Below are 17,286 nucleotides of genomic sequence, written 5' to 3' on the forward strand. Positions count from 1 at the left end.
CTAGTAAAATAGGGCGATTAGCTCAGCTGGTTCAGAGCACCTCGTTTACACCGAGGGGGTCGGGGGTTCGAACCCCTCATCGCCCACAAAAAACTCCTAAAGTAATTAAGGAGTTTTTTTTTACCTTTTTCTAGATTTAATAAAGTATAGATTAAGATTGACATTTTGGGGAGATACTCAAGCGGCCAACGAGGGCAGACTGTAAATCTGCTGTGTGAACTTCGCAGGTTCGAATCCTGCTCTCCCCACAAAAAGCATTGAGAAACGAAAAGATGACTTTTTTCAATCTTTTAAATTAAAATTTTAAAGCCTGTAAATCTTTTGATTTACAGGCTTTTTGCTTTTTAAAGTTATAATATTTTTTTAAAAATTTAATTAGACATTCGATTAAGTTCATTATCCTTTCTGTGAATATAAAATCTATTGCGAAACATTGTGACTTTAAAACTAATGTTTTACTGTTTTGTAACAAATTAGGTAAAATGATACCTATATTAAATCAATTATAGCTTTAGAGTTAAAAGCAACAAAATAATAAAACTTCAGAAGTATGAATTTATCACAATGGTTTGTCTTTATTTTAATTTTGCAAATTATCCATGGGTTATGCACCTGGAAACTTTATGCAAAAGCAGGCAAAAAATCACAAGAGTCTTTTATACCATTTTACAATTTAATTGTACTAATGAAAATTATAAAACGCCCTCGTTGGTGGGTTTTCATGCTTTTCATTCCTATTATCAATCTTTTGATGATTCCAATTGTTTGGATAGAGACTATAAGAAGCTTTGGGAAAAATTCCACAAAAGACACTGTAATTGTCTTACTAACATTAGGATTCTATATTGCTTTTTTAAATTATAATTCACGAGTTGCATATATTGAGAATAGAGATTTGCAACCTAAATCTAAAACTGAAGATACAATAAGCTCTCTAATATTTGCTATTATTGTTGCCACGCTAGTTCATACTTATATTATTCAGCCATTTACAATTCCATCTTCTTCATTAGAAAAGACATTGTATACGGGAGATTTTTTGTTTGTAAGTAAAATAAATTATGGAGCAAGAGTACCAATGACTTCAGTTGCATTACCTATGGTACATGACTCAATTCCGTTTTTAGGTTTAAAATCATATATGTTTAATGATGATTTTGCGAAAAAGAAAACGTCATTATTGAATAAATTTCAATTACCATATTTTCGACTTCCAGCAATAGAAAAAATTAAACGCAATGAAATTGTTGTTTTTAATCAACCCGCAGACACTTTACGAAAAATGGATGATTTCAATCCAGATAGAAATTATTACAAACCAATTGACAAAAAAACAAACTTAGTTAAAAGATGCGTTGGAGTAGCTGGAGATTCTTTAGAAATTCGAAATGGAAATATTTATATTAACGGTAAAATATCAGTCTTGCCAAAAAGTGCAAAAGCTCAATATAATTTTTTGATTGACACTGAAGGACAAGCAATAAGCCAAGACGAACTTAAGTCTAGGTATGGAGCTCGTGAGGGATTAAAGTATGACAATGGATATTTTGCATTAACTAATAATGGAGAATATTTTTTAACATTAACAGATGAAGAAGCAAAATTAATAGCGAGTAATCCTGTAGTAAAAAGTGTTAAAAAACAATTGACACCAAAAGGCGAAGATGGCAATGTATTTCCTCATATTTCATCTTTAGGTTGGAATATCGATAATTTTGGACCAATTTATATTCCTAAAAAGGGAGCTACCATTAAACTAGATTTGAAATCGCTTCCTTTTTACAAACGAATTATCGAAGAATACGAACATAATAGTTTGAAAATCACAGATAATAATATTCTCATAAATAGCAAAGTAAGTGACACTTATACTTTTAAGCAAGATTATTATTGGATGATGGGAGACAATCGTCATAACTCGTTAGATGCAAGATTTTGGGGATATGTTCCTTTTGATCATATAGTCGGCAAGCCCGTTTTTATATGGCTCAGCTGGGAAAAAGATGGTAAAGGCTTTAATAAAATAAGATGGAATCGCATTTTTTCTTTTGTAAATGGCAATGATGAACCTAAATCTTATTTAGTGCACTTCTTGATATTAATAATTATTTCTATAGGCATAAACAAATTAATAAAGAACAGAAGAAAAGTTTAGATCTTATATAAGTTTAAGAAAAGCAAAAAAAAACAAGACATATGAATCATCGTTACTGCACTACTTATTAAGATACTTGTCCTTTCAGGTTGAGATTTACTTGCAAAATATTATGTTAAAAAGCTTATTTTAATATTTTAAAGTCTCAATTAGATAAAAAAATATTTAAGTCAATGCTACTTTTGTAGCCTCAAAATTAAAAATTTGATGATATGATTGATTTGAATATTCCTGATTCTTTATTGATAAAGAGATATTTGGAAGGTAACGAGGCGGCTCTTTCTACTTTAATTAAAAAAAATGAATCTAAAATATATGGTTTTATATATTCTAAGGTTAAAGACAAAGATATTTCTAATGATATTTTTCAAGATACTTTTATCAAAGTAATTAAAACTTTTAAGAGCAATTCATATAAGGAAGAAGAAAAATTTGTTTCTTGGGTTCTAAGAATTTCACATAATTTGATTATAGATCATTTTCGTAAAGTAAAACGCATGCCAATGCAAAGAGATACAGAAGATTTTTCTATTTTTTCTGTCATATATAACAACTCTTTAAATATCGAAGATCAAGCTATTAATGATCAGATTCAAATTGACATAAAAAAACTTATCGAAGAGCTTGCTGACGATCAAAAAGAAATAGTAATAATGCGTATGTATCAAAATATGAGTTTTAGAGAAATATCTGAGGAGAAAGAAATTAGTATAAATACAGCATTGGGTAGAATGCGTTATGCATTGAATAATTTGCGAAAAATTATTGAAAAAAATAAGATTGCATTAGCATAATAAAACATTCCTGATTTGGATATAATATCTGACAAAAAAGATATTTTACGAGATGTTTTTTTATCTTTGAAATTTCAGAAAATCAATATTCATTATGGAACAGAAAATTCATCAAGGAAGAAACGTTAAGCGTTTTAGAGAAATGTTAGGCATAAAACAAGAAGCATTGGCTTATGATTTGGGAGAAGACTGGAACCAAAAGAAAATTTCTATGCTGGAGCAAAAAGATGTTATTGAAGACAATCTTCTGAAACAAATCTCTAGTTCTTTGAGAATTCCTGTAGAACCTTTTCAGAACTTTGATGAAGAACAAGCGATAAACATTATTTCGAATACATTTGATAATGGCGCATTTTTAAATGCTGGTCATAGTGCTTTATTTAATGTAAATCCTATGGAAAAATGGATTGAAGCTTTAGAAGAAATTAAACGATTAAATGTAGAACTTTTAAAAGCTAAAGACGAACATATTAAAGCTTTAGAAAAACTAATTAAAGACAAGTAAGCTTTTCAGATATTTAAAAAACAAAAAGAGACTTTCGCGGTCTCTTTTTGTTTTAATGCATGTTTTCAGATATTCTAATTTTATAACTAAATTTACTAAGACTTCATTTCGCTAGAATTGTCTCAAGACCACTTTCAAGCCACAAAATAATCTCTTTTACTTCAGATTTTTCAATTTCATTTTTTAAGGATTTTACAGATTGTTTAAAGTGCCACCAGCCTTCGTAATGTATTGGAATTACAATGCTGGGTTTTAAAAGTTGAGCTGTCGCAATGGCTTCTTCGCCATTCATAGTTACTCTTAAATTCTTTTTTAAGTACGGAAATGCACCAGCTCCTAAATGCAGAATGGCTATATCTACTTTTTTCTTTTGCTCCAATTCGTACAATCCTTCAAAAAGAACTGTATCTCCAGAAATATATAAACAGCCGTTTTGCTGACCTTCCCATTCTATAGTAAAACCAATAACTTTGCCCATAACTTTATTCAATCTTTTAATATTGGTATGCTGAGCAGGTATTGCGGTAATTTTTAGATTTTTTATTTTTTCAGTTTCAATATTATATTCCTGCCAGTTGTCAAGCCCTATGATATTGGTATTTTTTAAACGTTTTACAGCATCTTTTGTTGAAAGAACGATTGGAACTGTTTGAATAAAAATACGTCCTTTTTTATCTAAATTATCGCTATGATGATCGTGGCTCAACAAAACCAAATCTACTCTACCAATTTCTTCAATAGATAGGGAAGGGCTGCAATACTTTTTTGAAAATGCCATTGGACTGCTAACATATTGAGGAAAAAAACCATCTTTTTTATCTAAAGTAGGATCAGTCAAAATTTTAAATCCATTTATGTTTATCAGCACGCAAGCCGTGTCGATATGTGTAATTGTAATTTTCATTTGTATTTGATTTTAATTATTAAAATGTTCATACAAATCTGAGTTTAATAAATGGTTTGCAAATTGACTTTGGTCAAGAAATGCGTTTTCTTATTCGGCTTAAAGTTTCTGGTACGACTCCAATATAAGAAGCCAAATATTTTAGCGGAATCTGCTGAATGTATTTAGGCTGTTCAAATAGCAATCTTTCATATCTTTCTTGCGGTGTTTTAGTCAGAAGATCTAATTCTCTTTTTACTTTTTTATCAAGAAGGTATTCAGTTGCTATACGTCCGAGTTTCTTTGCTGTTTCGCACTTTTCGTAAAGGCGCTGTAAATTATCGTATGATATAGAATATAATTGACAATCTGTTAATGCCTGAACGTAAATTTCGGTTTTAGCTCTATTATAGAATGAGTCGTATGCACAATAAAAGGAATCTTTAAATGCAAAATCAAAAGTAGTTTCCTTGTCGTTTGCAACCACATAATACCTAACAACTCCTGAATCTACAAAAGATAAATAATTTTCCAATTGCCCTTGAAGTAAAATTAGCTCATTTGCCGAAAATCGCCTTGTTTTTATGCAACTTAAAAATTCAGCTAAAGTATTTTCTGGAAAACCTAGCTTTTCAAAATATTTTATTAATGATGTCATAAAAGCTTTTGTTTATTTTTAATCAGACTTTCTTTTGTGTGTAAAAGACTTGTGCTTTAAATTTCGATCCTTAAAAAGCAATGTTTTTATAGAAGTATTGTCTGTAAAATAGGTAATTCCGACAAAATCTCCAACTTCGATTTGATCATAGTCTTTTCTATTAATTGAAATATTTCTGTGTTTTTGTTCAATCTCAGAATAAATTGTTATTTCATACGATTGTGTATCCGATTCATAACCTTCATTAGTTACAATTTCTTTTTCTAAAACTTTCAGATTTCCTTCTATCTTTTTTTGCAATAATAAATTCTGTTTTTCTTCTCTAGTAGTTATCATTGCTTTAATTGCGACATAAGTCCAAAAGCCAAAAATTACTATAATCATCAATAATGGAAATCCTTTGTCTTCAAGATCACTATTGGTAAGAGTTAGATAAATTAAGTAAATTGGCAATCCAATGCCTAATAGAGATAAAAAAAACGAAAGTGCATATGTTTTTTTTAATTCTCTTTTAAGAAATTTTATATCCTCAATATTTAATTCTTTTATTTCTAAAATTTCATGCATCGTAATAATCTAACTTAATGTTTAATCGTGTCTATGTCCACTGAAAAAATTGATAGGCTTCATCATTTTCCTTATCCCAGAAAAGATATATTTCTGCCGAACCGTTTGTAAAATCTCCTTCATAAACACTTCCTATAAAAATTAAATTTAGTTTTTCCGGAATTTCTTCAGGCGACTGCAGCCATTCTGGCGTGTCTAACAAATTGTTTATGAGTTCATTCTTAGATTTTCCCTCTTCATTAAATCTTGATATAACTTCTTCTTCGGTCGTTGTTATTCCGATAAAAGTTTCAGAATAAGTAAACTCTGGATTTATTTTGTCAAAAAGATTGTATTTTTCTTTGGCATATAAATATTGCGTTATCCTTTCATAATAATAACTTGATTCAAATTTATCAATGCCATTTAAAGAATTAAAGACAAATTCTCGTCCTTGGTTGAAAATGCTTTTTTCAGAGGAAAATTCATGATAGCTTTTAGGTTCTAAAAAATAATCTAGATTTTGCTGAAAATGTTGTTTTGTTAAATGATATGCTTCAGGCAATAAAGAAACAAAAGGAAAATTCAATTTTTCTGGATAAAAATATTTATTGTTTTCTAGTTTGAATTTGATACATCTAATGTTTTTTCGAAATTCATTAAAAAAACTTTCTTCATAATCTCCTGTATCCCAAATAGAAACAAAATAAAAACTCTTATTTTCAAATTCTGAATGCTTCTTAAATTGAAGTGTAACAAGAGGCAAAAAAACAAACTTTTCATTTGAATTTATACTATTAAAAGTATTTTCAAATTCTGGAAAAGGTATTATTTCTATTGGCTCTTGAGTATTGTTCATTCGTAACAAAGATTCATTTTTAGTTTAAGCTAATATACAATCATATCACAAAAGAAAAGCAGAAGGTTGATTGAATGTTTTCAATATTCGAAAAAAAGCAATAAATTACATTCAATCAAAATTAAAATTATGCAACAGCAAAAAGACTGGTCAATAGACGAAATACAAAATGTTTGGCAATTGGTTTCTAAACTTCATGACGGACAAAAATATGGCGGTAGCAATGAAGGAGAAAGGGTAGAATACATCAATCATATTGGAAGTGTCGTTTTTGAAGTTTTAAATGCCGTACGATTAACAGAAAATATGAATGCCGATTTGGCTGTAAAATGCGCAATGCTTCATGATACTATAGAAGACACGGCATTTACTTATGAAAAAGTTATCGATTTATTTGGACATCAAGTTGCATCGGGAGTTTTGGCATTAACCAAAAATGAAGAAATTGAGGATTCATTTGAAAAAATGCGTGATAGTTTAAACAGAATTAAAAAACAGCCAATAGAAGTCTGGGCGGTGAAAATGGCCGATAGAATATGCAATTTATACGAACCTCCTTATTATTGGAACGACGAGAAAAAGTTAAAGTATATTGAGGAAGCCGAAATTATACATAACGAACTTAAAGACGGAAACGTTTATTTAGCAGAAAGATTAAAGAATAAAATTCAAGAGTATAATCGTTTTCTAAGCACTGCTAACCAACTGTAATAACAAAACTCCTCAATTTGCTTGAGGAGTTTTTGCTTTATTTTATTTTAAAACATTGTCATAAATAGTATTAAGTAAATTTTGTCTCATTTTTGAATTTCGCTGATCTAATAATATAATGATTCCCCATTTTTTTTCTCTATTGTAGCATATAATTGAAGATTGCCCCATAGAATCTCCCGATTTCGAATAAATGGTATTTTTATCATCTGTCATAATCCCTAAACCTAATCCCATTTCTCTTTTTTGGTCTTTATAATAGATTTTTTCTGCAATCAATTCAGCTTTACCAACAACGCTTTTTTCATTTAAAATAGCTTTTAAATAAAGAATCATATCAGAAGCGTTTGATTTTATTAATCCAGCTGGAGCTGTAATATTCCATTTAAAGAACTCTTGAATTCCGCCATCTGGATTATGGCTTGTAGTGATGTTTTTTACATTAAAATCTTTAGTAAGCGAATGTTTCATTTTTAATGGCTGAATGATCTTTTCTCTAATAATTTCATCATAACTTTTATTATAGATTTTTTCTAATATTTGACCAAGCAAAGTATAACCTATTGTTGAATAGCGATATTTACCATAATCTTGTAATTCTGTGCAGTTATTAATTAATGAAGATAATGTTTCTTGTGTTACGCTACTTACAGGCTGTTGCGGATTAAGTTCTATCAGTTTCCCAAAATCTATATCAGGCAAACCAGATTGATGAGACGCTAAATCTGAAATTCTAATTTTGTTTTGAAGATTTTGATGCAATATATAAACTACTGGAAGGTAGGCATCTATAAAATCATCGGTTTTAATTTTATTCTCATTAACTGCTTGAGCAATTAGATTAGAAGTCAAAATTTTAGTGATCGAAGCGATTTCGAATATCGAGTTTTTATCAATTTTCGCATCGCTTTTTGAATTCAAATTCCCATATGAAGTATAGAATTCTTTGCCATCTTTAATAAAACCAACACTAATGCCTACAGTTGGATTTTTTTGATAATTGTCTTTTATTATTGAATCAATCTTTTTGGTAATATCTTGTCCGAAAGAAATATTACTTATTACTAAAAGTGTTGCTAAGATTTTTACTGAAGTTTTCATAGTATCGATTTTTTAGGTTTAAAACTTATTTCGATACAAATCTCCAAAAGCAACTATATTTATACGACCGAATAAAAAAAGTCGAACGCATTTTCTTAAAAAAAATGGTTCGACTTTTTTTTAGAACAAGTACGACTAATTTCAATATCCTGATAATAAATATATTGCACTTATATATTTTCGTGTTTTTCCATTTCTAAATTTTCCTTCGTCAGTCTATCCAATTCTTTCAACAAAGTCGGCATTCTAAATTCTCCATGCATGCTTTCGACTTTTTTATAAGCTTCGTCCAAATCAATTCCGATAGAAGTAATGTACAGCGGTTTCTTACTATCGCCTCTAAACAGCGCTTTTTTGTTCTTTTTTATAGAAGCAAAATTCGTTTTAGCAACACCAATAATCGGAATTTCTTTATTTAGTTTTTCATACAAATAACCGCCCAAACCATATTTCTGCTCATCATTTAAATAAACAAAACCATCAACAACAATTGCTTCAATTACAGATAAATCAATCTGGTTTAACAAACTCAAAATACATGGCAATTCTCTTTTATAAAATTCATCAGGAATATATTCTGCAATATTGTCTATTGTTTCAGAATGAATTTTAAAATTTTCATCTTCATTCCACTCTGCAAATTCAAGACAAATTGTTTTTGCTTTTTGGTCAAAGTAATAAGTATCAAAGGCTAAGATCATATGTTATTCTATAAAGTATCAGAGTCTAAAAATAGAAAAAAGCTTTACAAAAGAATTACTCATCTCTAGAAAAACATCAAATCTTTTTTAAATGAAATCTTTAAACTTAAAATTCAAGCTTTTGAAATACTATAAATAAATATGTAGCTTAGCTAAAATTTTAAGAAACATTATTCTGATATGAAATGGATCACCAGAGAAAGACCCAAAATAGACCGAATCGCCTGTCCGTGGCTAATTCGAAAGTTTGTTGATCCCGAATCTGAATTCATTTATGTTCCTTTTGATGATGTTATAACGAAAGCAAAAGAATTTGATGCTATTCCGTTTGATATTCCAAATGTTGAGTTTACACATTACAACGAAGAATGCACTTTTGATTACATTGTAAAAAAATACGAGATTAAAGATCCAGCAGTTAAAATTATTGCAGGAATTGTGCGTGGCGCAGATACCGATAGGCATGATATTGCAAAAGAATCAGCTGGACTTTGGGCTATTTCTGCGGGGCTGGCTTATAATATCAAAGACGATTATGAATTGCTAGAAAAAGGAATGCTTCTCTACGATGCCTTATACAGCTGGGCTACGCATTTGTATCAGCAAAATCATCTTCAGAATAGTCCGTTTGAGAAACTACTTCACGATGTTTATAATAAGTTTCTTAAAGACAAAAAAGCATCAGGAAAAACTCCTTCATGGGTAAAAGATTTAAAGAATATAATACAAGATCAGATTGATGCTCAATTTACTTTTGATTTAAAGAAAATCTCGAGCGAATTAGATTTAAATCCGTCCTATTTATCGCGAGAATTTTCAAAACATTTTGAAGATTTGAATTTCGGAGAATATGTTAGAAAACTTCGCATCGAAAAAGCAATCCATCTCATCGAAAATTCGACTCATACTTTAACCGAAATAGCTTATATGACTGGCTTTTCAGATCAAAGTCATTTTACAAGAATATTTAAACTTCACACAGGAAAAAATCCTTCAGCTTACAGAAAAAAGTCAAAAAAGTAAACGAGATACAAAAGGTAAACTGGGTTCTATTTTTTGACAGCAGAGGGTTCTAGCTTTGTTTAAATAACCAAAACTTTAAACAATGTCTTTTAAGCATTCTTTTCTTATTACAGTATTATTTGCAGGTTTTTCAGCTTTTGCACAAACTAATTATCCAAAAATAACAGGATATTTTGGTATCATGCATCCTATTGTAACATTTAACAGTGATGAAACGACTGTAAATTTCAGGGATTATTACGCCATAGGCTTTCCCACAGGAATAAATATCTGGAAAAATGAAAAAATCGGATTTTCATTTGAAATGGTTCCCAACATAAAAGACGATCAAGGCACAAGCAAAGTAACCAATTTATTATTTCATCCAGGTGTTTTGGTTGCTCTTGGAAAAGGCTACACTTTTGCTGGAAGAGCCGCTTTTGAAACCAGCGGACGATACGGTTTTACTCCCGTTTTTAATAAAACCATTATAAAAAATAGTAGTTGCAGTTACTATGTTGCCGTACCGTTGCCTGTTCGTTTTGGAAACGATCATCCTGCTAGCTTTACTATAGGTTTTCAGTTTGGAATTGCTTTTTAAAAATATATAAATTAAAATAAGCCTGTAGAATTTGATTGATTATCACTAACTTAGATATAATCAATTAAAACTACAGTTTATGAAAACTAAAATGATATGGGCCAACTTGGTTTCGCAAGATTTACAGCAGACAATCAAATTTTATTCTGATCTAGGCTTTAAACAAAACGGACAAAATACAGATGAAATCGTAAGTTTTTCTATTGCAGAGAATAATTTTATAATCAACTTTTTTACTACCAATAGATTTAAAACTGCTTTAAAAGGCGATTTAGTAAATGCTAAAATTGAGAATGAAATTGTCTTTTCGCTTTCAGCAGAAAGCAGGGAAGAAGTGGATCTTTGGTATGATAAAGTCAAAAAAGTCGGTGGAACTATTTTCTCTGAACCGGAAAACTATCAATTGGGCTATACTTTTGGCTTTGCCGATCCAGACGGACATAAATTCAATTTTCTATATTGGCCGGGAATGTGATTATTTTTGCTGATCAAACGCAGCGACTAGTTTTTTATTTGCTTCTATAATTTTCTGAGGATTAATCATGTTTGGATTAAATATCAAATCATAATTCTTATTCTTTGTTTTAAAGTGATTTACGCCATAAGCAACACTATTTGCAGGAATATTTTTAGTTATGATCGATCCTGCGCCTATAACAGAATTTTCCCCGATTACTATTGGTCCTAAGATTTTTGCTCCATCGGCAATAATCACATTTTTAGCGATAATAGGATTTCCAACGTTTTCCCATTCATTTGTAATTTTATTGTACTTCAAATTTGCTCCAATAGAAACATTTTGAAAAATAACCACATTTTCACAGATTTTAGATGCCACGATGGTGCATCCGCGCCCGTGATGTGCAAACAAAACAGATTTATCCATATCTGCACAGTTTATTTCACAGCAGTACAGTTTCTCTAATAAATTGCCCGCAATGTATTTTAAAAGGCTATTTTTTGAATGGCAATTGATTTTAATTAATGTATTAAACATATTGTTTTCCAACGTTTAGCAACAACTCATAACTCATAACTCATAACTCATAACTCATAACTAAATCAAGGTTCCCAAAGTTCAATTTTATTGCCTTCCTTATCCATAATATGCACAAACTTACCATATTCATACGTTTCGATATCGTCGAGAACTGTCACACCGCTTGCTTTTAGTTTTTCTAAAAGGCCTTCAATGTTTTGAACGCGATAGTTTATCATAAACTCTTTTTTAGACGGAGAAAAATATTCGTCTCCTTTCTTAAAAGGACACCATTGCGTAGATTCAATCTGTTCTGGATTTTCAAGATTTCTAGATTCAAAACTTGAAGAACCCCATTCGTTGATTTCTAATCCTAAATTTTTAGCATACCATTCTTTGGTTTCTTTCGGATTATCCATAAAAAAGAAAATACCGCCAAGTCCTGTCACTTTTGGTGTTGTATCGTTTGAATTGTTTTCCATAAGAGAGTTTTTAAGGTTGTTTTTCGAGAATCTAAGATATTAAATATTGCTTGCATTTTTATGCTATCTGCTTTTGAATTATATTTACATAAACGTATTTCGACCTAAATCAAACTAAAATGAAAACGGAAAGAATCTACAAAATCCTATTTTCTAGCGTATATCCTTTATATATTCAAAAAGTGGAAAAAAAGGGTAGAACCAAAGAAGAATTAGACATCGTAATCAAATGGCTTACAGGATATAGTGATAAGCAACTTGAAGAACAAATTGAAAAGAAAGTAGATTTTCAAACATTCTTTGCCGAAGCTCCAGAAATGAATCCGAATGCCTCTAAAATCACAGGCGTGATCTGCGGCTATCGTGTAGAAGAGATTGAAGATCCATTAATTCAAAAAATGCGATACTTAGACAAACTAATTGATGAAATCGCCAAAGGAAGAAAGATGGAAAAGATTTTAAGAGAATAAAAAAGAGGCTTTTAAAACACCTCTTTTTCATTGATATTTTAAAATATAGCCCGTGGTTTTAACCACGGGAATACAATCAAAAAACAATCCGAATCCTGTAGTTGAAACCACAGGCTATGTTTTCAAAACATTTATTTAATAGCTCATAATCTAATTTCGTGCAATTATCTTAAACTCTTAATAAACCGCGAAAACCTCTCGCAGCATAATAAGAATCTGCACCATTATGATAAACAAAAACGGTATTGTATCTGAAATCTGAAAAAATTGCACCGCCTAATTTTCTAATCTCTGGCGGAGTTAAAATCCAACTTGAAGTTTTGGCATCAAATTTCCCTAATTTTTGCAGGTCTTTGTATTGCTCTTCATTTAAGATTTCAATTCCCATTTGTTCCGCCATTTTTATTGCGCTGTCAGCGGGTTTATGTTCTTTTCTTTTTTCGAGCGCTTCGTGATCGTAACAGATACTTCTTCGACCTTTCGGACTTTCAGTAGAACAATCTACAAAAAGATATTCATCTGTTTTGGCATCATATCCAATTACATCTGGTTCGCCTTCAGTTCTTTCCATTTCGTCAAGAGACCATAATTTTGATGGATTAGCTTTTAGTTTGGCTTCAATTTTTGCCCAATCTAAATTCTCGTGACGGTTTTTATTCTTTTCAAAACGTTTTTCGAGTATGGTCAATAATTCGTCTTGCTCGTTTATTGTCAATTGCTTTTTCATTTTCTTAAGTTTTTAATTAGAACTGCATCTTCTAGTTTGAGGTCTGAAATACCACGAAGTTACAGTTAAAACAATTAATAATGTTGGCCCGAAAAGTGCCGATGCATCGTCTCCGATAGCTAAATGCGAAATCACAGCTCCAGACATTGCAAAAAAGAAACCTGCATACGCCCATTCTTTTAACAAACCGAATTTAGGAATTAAAATTGCGATTACCCCTAAAAGCTTCCAAACACCCAAAAGCGTTAAAAAATAGAGCGGATAACCTAAGTGTTGAATCATTTCGGCTTCTTCTTTTACAGGTATAAGCTGTACAATTCCAGTTGCTGTCATTCCTAAAGCCAACCATAAAGTGGCAATCCAATAGATAATTTTATTTCTTTTGCTCATGATGCTTATTTTAGTTTAGTTACAATTTCTTCCAATCGATTATGTGCCATATTTAAGCCTTGTGCAAATGGCAGTTTTAATTGTGTCATTCTATGTTCGATAGATTTATAGATAATCTGCATGGTCAGTTTACTGGTATCAACAGATAATTTTTCAAACTCCAGAAATTCTAATTGAGGCGCAAAATTGACATTGTCCATTTCAAAAGTGCGTACTATTTTTTGATTCGGAACAAAATCATGAAAAACACCATTTGCCCTAAAAACTACATTTCCATTAGGATTCCTGGTTTCGTATTCCCATCCGCCATATTTTTTGCTTTCTAGCTTCAACACTTTTGTACCCATCCATTGCGCTACAATTTCAGATTCGGTGTGAGCTTTAAATAATAATTCAACTGGCAAATCAAATTCTCTCGTAATAACAAGATCTAATCTGTCATCTTCGGCGTGAATTTTTGTTTTCTTTTCCATGGTTTATTTTCTATAGTTTTTCATAATTGCTTCTAACTTATTAAAACGATCATCCCACATTTTTCTGAATGGCTCGATGAACTTGTCAATTTCTTTCATTTTTTCTGGATTTAAATGATAATAAATTTCTCTTCCGTTTTGTGTTTGATGTAATAGTTCACATTCGTTCAAAATCTGAATATGTTTTGAAATAGTCTGTCTTGACGAATTAAAATTCTCGGCAATTGCCCCAGGTGTCATGGCCTGAATGGCAACTAAACTTAAAATAGCTCTTCGGGTAGGATCGGCTATAGCTTGAAAAACATCTCTTCTAATTTCCATTGCGCAGTTATTTGACTGCAAATATAATGAAGTCATTTGACTGCGCAATATTTTTTTAGTTTTTTTTCAAAAAGAAAACCTTCAAACTTTTCAATTTGAAGTTTTTATGATATTTGTTTTATTTAGAAATGTCATTCTTAATCAAGTCCAGCAAACTGAAAAGGCTTTGTTTCCTTGAAATTAATCAAAGATTCACCTGAATAATTCTCATTATTAGCTAAGCTTAATTTTTTGATTTTTCCTTTTTCGCTAAAATCAATTTTGCTGAATTCAACCCAAATTACATTCGGATTCAAAACATTGTCAAAATAATAAACCAGATTTTTTTGATCTGCAACCGTTCTCCAGCGGGTAGAGGAGATGTTAGGTTCTGTTTCTGAGGAAATACCTAAAGGAACAGAACAGTTTCTTATTACACCAAAAACGCTAGACAAGGCTGTTCTTATATTATCTGTCTTCGGAATAGCATCAATATAATAAGAAGCTCTTACAAAGCGATCTGCGGCACGATTCGTCCCTGGAAGCATAATAGTGCCCGGAATACCTTTCCAATACGCATTGATGGCCAATTGCTGATCAAAAATAGGCGAATTGGTCATCGCTACATATTTTCTATCATGATGAATAACTAATTTACCGTTTATATATTCGAAAATGGCATTATCGCCACTTGCATCAGAAATTGATAAATGCACTGTTGCAAAAATATTCGTTCCTGGAATGTGTGACGAAGTAATAACAAAATCATTCTTTTCTAATGCAGAAACGGTTTCTGTAACGGTAGAAAAATTATCTAAAACATATTGAAGTCATAAAGAAACAGCCAAACCTTTTACTTTTCCGTTTTTTTCAAATGCAGGATATTGTGATTCTACCAACCATAAAAGATTTCCAACGAGCCCTTTTTCGTTCATTCCATCAGAAGAAGCAATGTCCCACGAACTGGTAATTACGCTTCCGTATTTAGATTTCCATTTAATCGAACTGGTTCCAACTTCACCAGCTCTTTCAATTCCGCGCGGGAAAATCCATAAATTGGCCGGAATCTCTCCGCGCCAATCCATCGATCGGGCAGTAATAATTGTTCCGTTTAGGCCTTCGTAAACGATCCTTGTACAAGGGAGTACAGTTTCAGTTATTAATAATGTAAAAGCAAGCAGGGCAGGAAAAATTCTGTTTTTGGATTTCATAAAATTTTAGGTTTTAATTAAACGTGAACTTGAATTTATCAGTTTTTACTGCAATTTACAGAATTTTTATTTTAATTATTTGAAAATGAATTTAATACTAAAAGAAAAGCGCCAAGATAATTCTCAGCGCTGATCCTTTTTATTTTAAAGTAAAATACTTTTCTCTATATTGATTTGCTCTAAAAATGCTTGATCATGCGAAATCACAATCAAAGTTCCTTTATATTCATTGATTGCAGCAGTTAATATTTCAATGTTTTGAATATCGAGATTATTTGTTGGCTCGTCTAGAATGATAATCTCAGGCGATTCGTTACTAATAGTTAGACAGCAAAACATTAAGCGCATTCTTTCGCCTCCGCTTAATGCGCTACAAGGTTTATCCCAATCGTTTCTAGAAAACAGAAAGCGATTCAGTCTCATTTTTATTTCATGCTCTTCTAAACCGCAGTCATTAAAAGCCTGAGCCTGCTCATAAATTTTAAGATTCTGATTTAGTAATGAATAATCCTGATCAATATAAATTGCTTTTTTTGCTAATGAAGTGGCTTGACCTTGTGTTGGAATCAATTCTCCAAGAATAATTTTTATTAAAGTTGTTTTTCCAGAGCCATTCAATCCCTTTATTGCGATACGCTCTCCAGAAAGAATTTCAAAATTGAGATTTTCTTTCCAAAGAAATTGGTATGCATAAGCATAATTAATTTCAGAAGCTTTAAAAAGAGTTTTTCCTTTAAGGAAAGAAGTATTATCAAATCCAAATTTCATTTGATCTATAGCAGGAAGTGACGAGCGTAACTGTCTCAAATCTTCAGAAATTCCACTGATTTTTTCGGCATGAACGTCTTTGACTTTAGAACTGCTGTTTTCAGCTTTATTACGAAGCGTATTCATCATAATTCTGGCAACCCCTGATTTCTCTTGCTTCTTTTTGCCTCTAGAATCTAGTTTGTTTTGGCGTTCAGCACTTTCTCTTTCTTTTTCTTTGGCTTTTTTCAATGCCTTTTCTTTACTCTGAACATCTTGTTCTAAAGCATTATGTTCAATTTTCTTCTGTTCGCTATAAAAATCATAATTGCCACCATAGACCGAAACTTCATTTTTTGTCATTTCTAATGTCTTATTCAAAAGATTAAGCAGTGTTCTGTCGTGACTAACCACTAAAAGTGTACTAGAAGTAGATTTTATAAAATCATACAATACTGTTCTACCAGCAAAATCTAAATGATTGCTAGGTTCGTCCAACAAAACCAATTCGGGTTCATGAATCATAATTCCGGCCAAGAATACTTTTGTTTTCTGTCCGCCGCTTAAAGTTTCCATTTTCTGGTTCAGATCCAAATCTTGCAATTGCCAATAAGACAAAGCCTCATTGCAGCGTTCTTCTATTGTCCAATCATCATCAAGCAACTGAAGATTTTCTTCGGTTACTATACCTTCAAGTATTTCTTTAAGTGAAGTTATTTTTTCCTTTATCTGTAAGACTTCAGAGATACTAAAATCATTAAACTGGCCAAATAATTGCGGAACGAAATAAGGTTTTGACTGCTGTATAATCTGCCCCGAAAAAGGCATAAATTGCCCAGCGATAATTTTTAATAAAGTAGATTTTCCAACACCATTATTTCCGACCAAAGCGGTTTTTTCGTGATGATTTAGTGTAAAACTAATGTTTTGAAACAGCATGTCTTTATTCTCATGCTGATAGGAGATATTTTGAAGAATAAGCATAATTCCT

The 17,286-nt window shown here is 31.1% G+C and carries 21 protein-coding genes, 2 tRNA genes and 1 pseudogene; 10 read left to right on the plus strand and 14 right to left on the minus strand.

Annotated elements, in window-relative coordinates:
• Positions 1 to 11: 11 nt before the first annotated feature.
• The 5 genes from ABXT06_RS04275 (at position 12) to ABXT06_RS04295 (ending at position 3,454) form a co-directional block, all read left to right on the plus strand.
• A tRNA-Val gene (locus tag ABXT06_RS04275) sits at positions 12 to 86 on the plus strand.
• 81 nt (positions 87 to 167) lie between these two features.
• Positions 168 to 248 (plus strand) — tRNA-Tyr (locus tag ABXT06_RS04280).
• Positions 249 to 550: 302 nt separating this feature from the next.
• On the plus strand, positions 551 to 2,155 hold the full coding sequence (lepB, locus tag ABXT06_RS04285) for a signal peptidase I (protein WP_354589634.1): 1,605 nt from the start codon (positions 551 to 553) through the stop codon (positions 2,153 to 2,155).
• Positions 2,156 to 2,367: 212 nt separating this feature from the next.
• Complete coding sequence (locus ABXT06_RS04290) at positions 2,368 to 2,949, plus strand: RNA polymerase sigma factor (protein ID WP_354589635.1); 582 nt, start codon at positions 2,368 to 2,370, stop codon at positions 2,947 to 2,949.
• A gap of 94 nt (positions 2,950 to 3,043) precedes the next feature.
• Complete coding sequence (locus ABXT06_RS04295) at positions 3,044 to 3,454, plus strand: XRE family transcriptional regulator (RefSeq protein ID WP_354589636.1); 411 nt, start codon at positions 3,044 to 3,046, stop codon at positions 3,452 to 3,454.
• Positions 3,455 to 3,557: 103 nt separating this feature from the next.
• Here the strand turns inward: ABXT06_RS04295 and ABXT06_RS04300 are convergent, their stop codons facing one another.
• From ABXT06_RS04300 to ABXT06_RS04315, 4 genes are all read right to left on the minus strand, one after another.
• Positions 3,558 to 4,358 carry an MBL fold metallo-hydrolase gene (locus ABXT06_RS04300; RefSeq protein ID WP_354589637.1) on the minus strand — a complete coding sequence of 267 codons (801 nt, stop codon included), beginning with the start codon at positions 4,356 to 4,358 and terminating at the stop codon, positions 3,558 to 3,560.
• Between the two features lie 73 nt (positions 4,359 to 4,431).
• Positions 4,432 to 4,995: a Crp/Fnr family transcriptional regulator gene (locus tag ABXT06_RS04305; protein WP_354589638.1), complete on the minus strand. Its 564-nt coding sequence runs from the start codon at positions 4,993 to 4,995 to the stop codon at positions 4,432 to 4,434.
• Positions 4,996 to 5,013: 18 nt separating this feature from the next.
• Entirely contained in the window at positions 5,014 to 5,562 is a 549-nt protein-coding gene (locus tag ABXT06_RS04310) for a hypothetical protein (RefSeq protein WP_354589639.1), read from the minus strand.
• Positions 5,563 to 5,593: 31 nt separating this feature from the next.
• On the minus strand, positions 5,594 to 6,400 hold the full coding sequence (locus ABXT06_RS04315) for a hypothetical protein (RefSeq protein ID WP_354589640.1): 807 nt from the start codon (positions 6,398 to 6,400) through the stop codon (positions 5,594 to 5,596).
• Positions 6,401 to 6,529: 129 nt separating this feature from the next.
• Here ABXT06_RS04315 and ABXT06_RS04320 point away from each other — a divergent pair, with 129 nt between their 5' ends.
• The gene (locus tag ABXT06_RS04320; RefSeq protein ID WP_354589641.1) at positions 6,530 to 7,111 is read left to right on the plus strand and encodes an HD domain-containing protein; all 582 of its coding nucleotides are present in this window, start codon (positions 6,530 to 6,532) and stop codon (positions 7,109 to 7,111) included.
• 42 nt (positions 7,112 to 7,153) lie between these two features.
• Here ABXT06_RS04320 and ABXT06_RS04325 read toward each other — a convergent pair whose 3' ends face one another.
• Together ABXT06_RS04325 and ABXT06_RS04330 are read right to left on the minus strand one after the other, a co-directional pair.
• On the minus strand, positions 7,154 to 8,212 hold the full coding sequence (locus ABXT06_RS04325) for a serine hydrolase domain-containing protein (protein ID WP_354589642.1): 1,059 nt from the start codon (positions 8,210 to 8,212) through the stop codon (positions 7,154 to 7,156).
• A 170-nt stretch (positions 8,213 to 8,382) separates the two neighbouring features.
• The gene (locus ABXT06_RS04330; protein WP_354589643.1) at positions 8,383 to 8,913 is read right to left on the minus strand and encodes an endonuclease V; all 531 of its coding nucleotides are present in this window, start codon (positions 8,911 to 8,913) and stop codon (positions 8,383 to 8,385) included.
• A gap of 180 nt (positions 8,914 to 9,093) precedes the next feature.
• Here ABXT06_RS04330 and ABXT06_RS04335 point away from each other — a divergent pair, with 180 nt between their 5' ends.
• From ABXT06_RS04335 to ABXT06_RS04345, 3 genes are all read left to right on the plus strand, one after another.
• Positions 9,094 to 9,936: a chromate resistance protein ChrB domain-containing protein gene (locus tag ABXT06_RS04335; RefSeq protein WP_354589644.1), complete on the plus strand. Its 843-nt coding sequence runs from the start codon at positions 9,094 to 9,096 to the stop codon at positions 9,934 to 9,936.
• 82 nt (positions 9,937 to 10,018) lie between these two features.
• Positions 10,019 to 10,516, plus strand: coding sequence for a hypothetical protein (locus ABXT06_RS04340; RefSeq protein WP_354589645.1), 498 nt, complete (start codon positions 10,019 to 10,021; stop codon positions 10,514 to 10,516).
• A 79-nt stretch (positions 10,517 to 10,595) separates the two neighbouring features.
• Positions 10,596 to 10,991, plus strand: a complete 396-nt coding sequence (locus tag ABXT06_RS04345; RefSeq protein WP_354589646.1) for a VOC family protein — start codon at positions 10,596 to 10,598, stop codon at positions 10,989 to 10,991.
• Here ABXT06_RS04345 and ABXT06_RS04350 read toward each other — a convergent pair whose 3' ends face one another.
• Both ABXT06_RS04350 and ABXT06_RS04355 read right to left on the minus strand, forming a co-directional pair.
• The gene (locus tag ABXT06_RS04350) at positions 10,992 to 11,402 is read right to left on the minus strand and encodes a serine O-acetyltransferase (RefSeq protein ID WP_354589647.1); all 411 of its coding nucleotides are present in this window, start codon (positions 11,400 to 11,402) and stop codon (positions 10,992 to 10,994) included.
• A gap of 176 nt (positions 11,403 to 11,578) precedes the next feature.
• Positions 11,579 to 11,977, minus strand: coding sequence for a VOC family protein (locus tag ABXT06_RS04355; RefSeq protein ID WP_354589648.1), 399 nt, complete (start codon positions 11,975 to 11,977; stop codon positions 11,579 to 11,581).
• A 119-nt stretch (positions 11,978 to 12,096) separates the two neighbouring features.
• On the opposite strand from ABXT06_RS04355, the gene ABXT06_RS04360 reads away from it, so the two are divergent.
• Positions 12,097 to 12,447: a DUF2200 domain-containing protein gene (locus ABXT06_RS04360; RefSeq protein ID WP_354589649.1), complete on the plus strand. Its 351-nt coding sequence runs from the start codon at positions 12,097 to 12,099 to the stop codon at positions 12,445 to 12,447.
• 169 nt (positions 12,448 to 12,616) lie between these two features.
• On the opposite strand, the gene ABXT06_RS04365 is transcribed toward ABXT06_RS04360, so the two are convergent.
• From ABXT06_RS04365 to abc-f, 6 genes and pseudogenes are all read right to left on the minus strand, one after another.
• On the minus strand, positions 12,617 to 13,174 hold the full coding sequence (locus ABXT06_RS04365; RefSeq protein ID WP_354589650.1) for a DUF4256 domain-containing protein: 558 nt from the start codon (positions 13,172 to 13,174) through the stop codon (positions 12,617 to 12,619).
• 12 nt (positions 13,175 to 13,186) lie between these two features.
• Complete coding sequence (locus ABXT06_RS04370) at positions 13,187 to 13,564, minus strand: DoxX family protein (RefSeq protein WP_354589651.1); 378 nt, start codon at positions 13,562 to 13,564, stop codon at positions 13,187 to 13,189.
• A gap of 5 nt (positions 13,565 to 13,569) precedes the next feature.
• Positions 13,570 to 14,037, minus strand: coding sequence for an SRPBCC domain-containing protein (locus tag ABXT06_RS04375; RefSeq protein ID WP_354589652.1), 468 nt, complete (start codon positions 14,035 to 14,037; stop codon positions 13,570 to 13,572).
• A gap of 3 nt (positions 14,038 to 14,040) precedes the next feature.
• A complete protein-coding gene (locus ABXT06_RS04380) occupies positions 14,041 to 14,358 on the minus strand; it encodes an ArsR/SmtB family transcription factor (protein ID WP_354589653.1) in 318 nt (105 codons plus the stop codon).
• A 137-nt stretch (positions 14,359 to 14,495) separates the two neighbouring features.
• A pseudogene (locus tag ABXT06_RS04385) lies at positions 14,496 to 15,548 on the minus strand (linear amide C-N hydrolase).
• A gap of 144 nt (positions 15,549 to 15,692) precedes the next feature.
• Entirely contained in the window at positions 15,693 to 17,279 is a 1,587-nt protein-coding gene (gene abc-f / locus ABXT06_RS04390; RefSeq protein ID WP_354589654.1) for a ribosomal protection-like ABC-F family protein, read from the minus strand.
• Between the last annotated feature and the right edge of the window lie 7 nt (positions 17,280 to 17,286).

Source organism: Flavobacterium sp. UW10123 (assembly GCF_040538975.1).
Lineage (GTDB): Bacteria > Bacteroidota > Bacteroidia > Flavobacteriales > Flavobacteriaceae > Flavobacterium.

What these genes read in the sequence shown, in the direction of transcription:
- lepB (WP_354589634.1), top strand. Translation starts at nt 551, where the DNA reads ATGAATTTATCACAATGGTTTGTCTTTATTTTAATTTTGCAAATTATC.
- ABXT06_RS04290 (WP_354589635.1), top strand. Translation starts at nt 2,368, where the DNA reads ATGATTGATTTGAATATTCCTGATTCTTTATTGATAAAGAGATATTTG.
- ABXT06_RS04295 (WP_354589636.1), top strand. Translation starts at nt 3,044, where the DNA reads ATGGAACAGAAAATTCATCAAGGAAGAAACGTTAAGCGTTTTAGAGAA.
- ABXT06_RS04300 (WP_354589637.1), bottom strand. Translation starts at nt 4,358, where the DNA reads ATGAAAATTACAATTACACATATCGACACGGCTTGCGTGCTGATAAAC.
- ABXT06_RS04305 (WP_354589638.1), bottom strand. Translation starts at nt 4,995, where the DNA reads ATGACATCATTAATAAAATATTTTGAAAAGCTAGGTTTTCCAGAAAAT.
- ABXT06_RS04310 (WP_354589639.1), bottom strand. Translation starts at nt 5,562, where the DNA reads ATGCATGAAATTTTAGAAATAAAAGAATTAAATATTGAGGATATAAAA.
- ABXT06_RS04315 (WP_354589640.1), bottom strand. Translation starts at nt 6,400, where the DNA reads ATGAACAATACTCAAGAGCCAATAGAAATAATACCTTTTCCAGAATTT.
- ABXT06_RS04320 (WP_354589641.1), top strand. Translation starts at nt 6,530, where the DNA reads ATGCAACAGCAAAAAGACTGGTCAATAGACGAAATACAAAATGTTTGG.
- ABXT06_RS04325 (WP_354589642.1), bottom strand. Translation starts at nt 8,212, where the DNA reads ATGAAAACTTCAGTAAAAATCTTAGCAACACTTTTAGTAATAAGTAAT.
- ABXT06_RS04330 (WP_354589643.1), bottom strand. Translation starts at nt 8,913, where the DNA reads ATGATCTTAGCCTTTGATACTTATTACTTTGACCAAAAAGCAAAAACA.
- ABXT06_RS04335 (WP_354589644.1), top strand. Translation starts at nt 9,094, where the DNA reads ATGAAATGGATCACCAGAGAAAGACCCAAAATAGACCGAATCGCCTGT.
- ABXT06_RS04340 (WP_354589645.1), top strand. Translation starts at nt 10,019, where the DNA reads ATGTCTTTTAAGCATTCTTTTCTTATTACAGTATTATTTGCAGGTTTT.
- ABXT06_RS04345 (WP_354589646.1), top strand. Translation starts at nt 10,596, where the DNA reads ATGAAAACTAAAATGATATGGGCCAACTTGGTTTCGCAAGATTTACAG.
- ABXT06_RS04350 (WP_354589647.1), bottom strand. Translation starts at nt 11,402, where the DNA reads ATGGATAAATCTGTTTTGTTTGCACATCACGGGCGCGGATGCACCATC.
- ABXT06_RS04355 (WP_354589648.1), bottom strand. Translation starts at nt 11,977, where the DNA reads ATGGAAAACAATTCAAACGATACAACACCAAAAGTGACAGGACTTGGC.
- ABXT06_RS04360 (WP_354589649.1), top strand. Translation starts at nt 12,097, where the DNA reads ATGAAAACGGAAAGAATCTACAAAATCCTATTTTCTAGCGTATATCCT.
- ABXT06_RS04365 (WP_354589650.1), bottom strand. Translation starts at nt 13,174, where the DNA reads ATGAAAAAGCAATTGACAATAAACGAGCAAGACGAATTATTGACCATA.
- ABXT06_RS04370 (WP_354589651.1), bottom strand. Translation starts at nt 13,564, where the DNA reads ATGAGCAAAAGAAATAAAATTATCTATTGGATTGCCACTTTATGGTTG.
- ABXT06_RS04375 (WP_354589652.1), bottom strand. Translation starts at nt 14,037, where the DNA reads ATGGAAAAGAAAACAAAAATTCACGCCGAAGATGACAGATTAGATCTT.
- ABXT06_RS04380 (WP_354589653.1), bottom strand. Translation starts at nt 14,358, where the DNA reads ATGGAAATTAGAAGAGATGTTTTTCAAGCTATAGCCGATCCTACCCGA.
- abc-f (WP_354589654.1), bottom strand. Translation starts at nt 17,279, where the DNA reads ATGCTTATTCTTCAAAATATCTCCTATCAGCATGAGAATAAAGACATG.